Source organism: Thiolapillus sp., from assembly GCF_048562965.1.
GTDB classification, from domain to species: Bacteria; Pseudomonadota; Gammaproteobacteria; order Chromatiales; family Chromatiaceae; genus Thiolapillus; species Thiolapillus brandeum_A.
This window is the reverse complement of record NZ_JBHNMF010000450.1, coordinates 1-2687: the sequence shown is the minus strand read 5'-3', so window position 1 is coordinate 2687 and position 2687 is coordinate 1. Positions and strand designations below refer to the sequence as shown.

The window sequence follows — 2687 nt, the reverse complement described above, 5'->3', positions numbered from 1 at the left end:
GATTTTTGTACAGCGGCTGTTGGAAGATCCGGAGCTGCTTACCCAGCTGGGTCTGGTGGAACAGTTCGGTATCAACGGACACAATGCCCGCCTGACCGATGTATCCCCACGGCAGACAGAGAAAGCCAGTGCATGGATTCGTGAAAGCCTGAATCAGCTGCATGCCTACGACCGTGCAAAGCTGGATGAGGACGGGCGTCTGTCATACGACGTTCTCGACTATTACCTGACATCATCCGTTGCCGGTGACAAATACCGTTATCACAATTATCCCGTCAACCAGATGTTTGGTGTACAGAGCCAGCTACCGACATTCATGGCAACCCTGCATCCGCTGACCAGCAAGGAAGATGCGGACTACTATATTCAACGTCTGTCGCTGTTTCCGGATAAGTTTGACCAGGTGCTGGAAGGACTGAAGCTGCGAGAGACCAGGTACATACTGCCACCCAAGTTCGTGGTGGAAAAGGTACTGGCCGAGATGCACAGTTTCATCGGCAAGATGCCGCAGGAGAACATACTGTTCACCAGTTTTGCCAAGCGTCTCGAAAAGATCGAAGCGCTGAACCAGACCACCCGCGAACGGCTGCTCGGCAATGCGGAAACGCAGATACGCCAGGCTGTCTATCCAGCCTATGCCTATGGAAGCCTGATCGCCTATTTCGAGGGGTTGCAGCAGCAGAAAGACCTGAACAACAACGGCGTGTGGAGCCTGCCGGACGGCGATGCCTATTACGACTGGGAAGTGCGCAGCAACACGACCACCGACCTGACTCCGGAGGAAATACATGCCCTGGGGCTCAGGGAGGTGCAGCGAATCGAAAAAGAGATGAACGACCTGCTGCAGGCCCAGGGCTACGCCGAAGGCAGTGTCGGCAAACGACTTGCGGCACTGGCCAAGGAACCCCGTTTTCTCTATCCCGACAATGAGCAGGGGCGTGAGCAGATCCTTCGGGACTTTCAGACCATACTCGATGACATCGATGCGCGGCTCGACCCCTATTTCGACGTTCGTCCCAGATCCGGTGTCGAGGTCAAACCCATACCCGCATTCAAGGAAAAGACATCCCCCGTCGCCTACTACAATGCCCCCTCCATGGATGGCAATCGTCCCGGTGTTTTCTACGCCAACATGGCCAAGGTGGCAACCACCTACAAATGGGGCATGAAGACCCTGGCATACCACGAAGCCATTCCCGGCCACCATTTCCAGATCAGCATCGCCAGAGAGCTGAAAGGACTGCCGACCTTCCGTACCGTCCTGCCTTTCACTGCCTACGTAGAAGGCTGAGCACTGTACGCGGAACGGCTGGCCAAGGACATCGGCATGGAGGAAGATCCCTACGATGACCTGGGACGCCTGCAGGCAGAAATGTTCCGCGCCGTGCGCCTGGTGGTGGATACTGGACTGCACCGCAAGCGCTGGAGCCGGGAGCGTGCCATCGCCTACATGCTGGAAAAGACCGGCCTGCCCAGGGATGACGTGGTCGCCGAGGTGGAGCGTTACCTGGTCATGCCGGGGCAGGCGCTGGCCTACAAGATCGGCATGCTCAAGATCCTGGAGTTGCGCGACAGGGCGCAAGCCATCCTGGGACCGAAGTTCACCTATGGCGATTTCCACGACGCCATCCTCAAAAACGGCGCGCTGCCACTGTCCCTGCTGGATCAGATGGTGGACAGGTATATTGCCAGGGAAAGCGGATAACCTCGGGGTCGGAGTCAAATTATCCCAAGACGTTGAATTTTCGTAATATCACCCTGATTTGACTCCGACCCCACCTATACAACCGATTCCTAAAAAGATTCAAGCCGCGCCATGCAAAACGAAATCCACATGGATCTCATCGTAGGGAAAACACGCCTGGCGTTCGCTGTTTCTTTCCACCAGGCCGGCAGCGGCCAATGCCTTGATGTCCCGATGAACCGCGCTCACGTCCCTCTTGACCCAGCGGGCAATCTCCCGAATGGAAAGATAGCCCTGTCCCGCCATGGCCTGCAGCAGTTCCATCTTCTTGGGGGAGAGGATCTTCCACAGGGCTTCCACATTGTCAAAGCTGATTCGTGAAGGCAGGGACTTGTCTTCAGCCAACGCGGCTGCCACATCGCCGATCACATCATCGAAGCGTTTGATTTCAAGTTGTACGGTTTTCATCTCTCCACCTCGTGATGTCGTCTCTGAAATCGGCCAGCAACTGGTGCATGCTGGTAAATATGTAGGGTGACTCAGTATCGTTCCAATGCCTGTGATCGCCCTTCCCCCATTCGTTGTCGTAACGCAGTACACAGCGACCTTCCACCACATAGACCAGGCTGTATTTGTAACGATGCCCGGAGCCTTTCACAGGCTGCGGTACTTTCCAGATGCGGATGTGCGCAAATGAAATACCGTCCGGAAAGGGGTGTCGTTCATCAATGACCAATTCTGCTGGCATGTTGTTAATTATGTCAACACCTGAAAGGGAAGGCAAATGTCACTATCCGCACCACAGAAGCTAGCCCGGAGGCGGTGGAGCAGGGGGGGCTCACAAACCCACCTAACGTCCCCCTATCATCTACAGAATATGTAATCTAGTTACCGTCTATAAATAGCTATCTTTTTCGGGCAGCTCCAGATAATTAGCGCATGCCAATATACTGAATTAATTAATCACCTGCCTTGACAAGGATATTGTCGTTTGCAGGGAGCG

The 2687-nt window shown here is 54.8% G+C and carries 2 protein-coding genes and 1 pseudogene; 1 reads left to right on the top strand and 2 read right to left on the bottom strand.

Annotated features, from left to right (window positions below; all coding sequences use genetic code 11):
• The first annotated feature begins 55 nt into the window (after positions 1–55).
• Positions 56–1705: pseudogene (locus tag ACOCD2_RS16210) on the top strand (DUF885 domain-containing protein).
• Positions 1706–1804: 99 nt separating this feature from the next.
• Here ACOCD2_RS16210 and ACOCD2_RS16205 read toward each other — a convergent pair.
• The gene (locus ACOCD2_RS16205; protein ID WP_293646438.1) at positions 1805–2152 is read right to left on the bottom strand and encodes a hypothetical protein; all 348 of its coding nucleotides are present in this window, start codon (positions 2150–2152) and stop codon (positions 1805–1807) included.
• Positions 2133–2432: a toxin-antitoxin system TumE family protein gene (locus ACOCD2_RS16200; protein ID WP_293646436.1), complete on the bottom strand. Its 300-nt coding sequence runs from the start codon at positions 2430–2432 to the stop codon at positions 2133–2135. The genes ACOCD2_RS16205 and ACOCD2_RS16200 overlap by 20 nt, the downstream gene beginning before the upstream one ends.
• Positions 2433–2687: the final 255 nt, after the last annotated feature.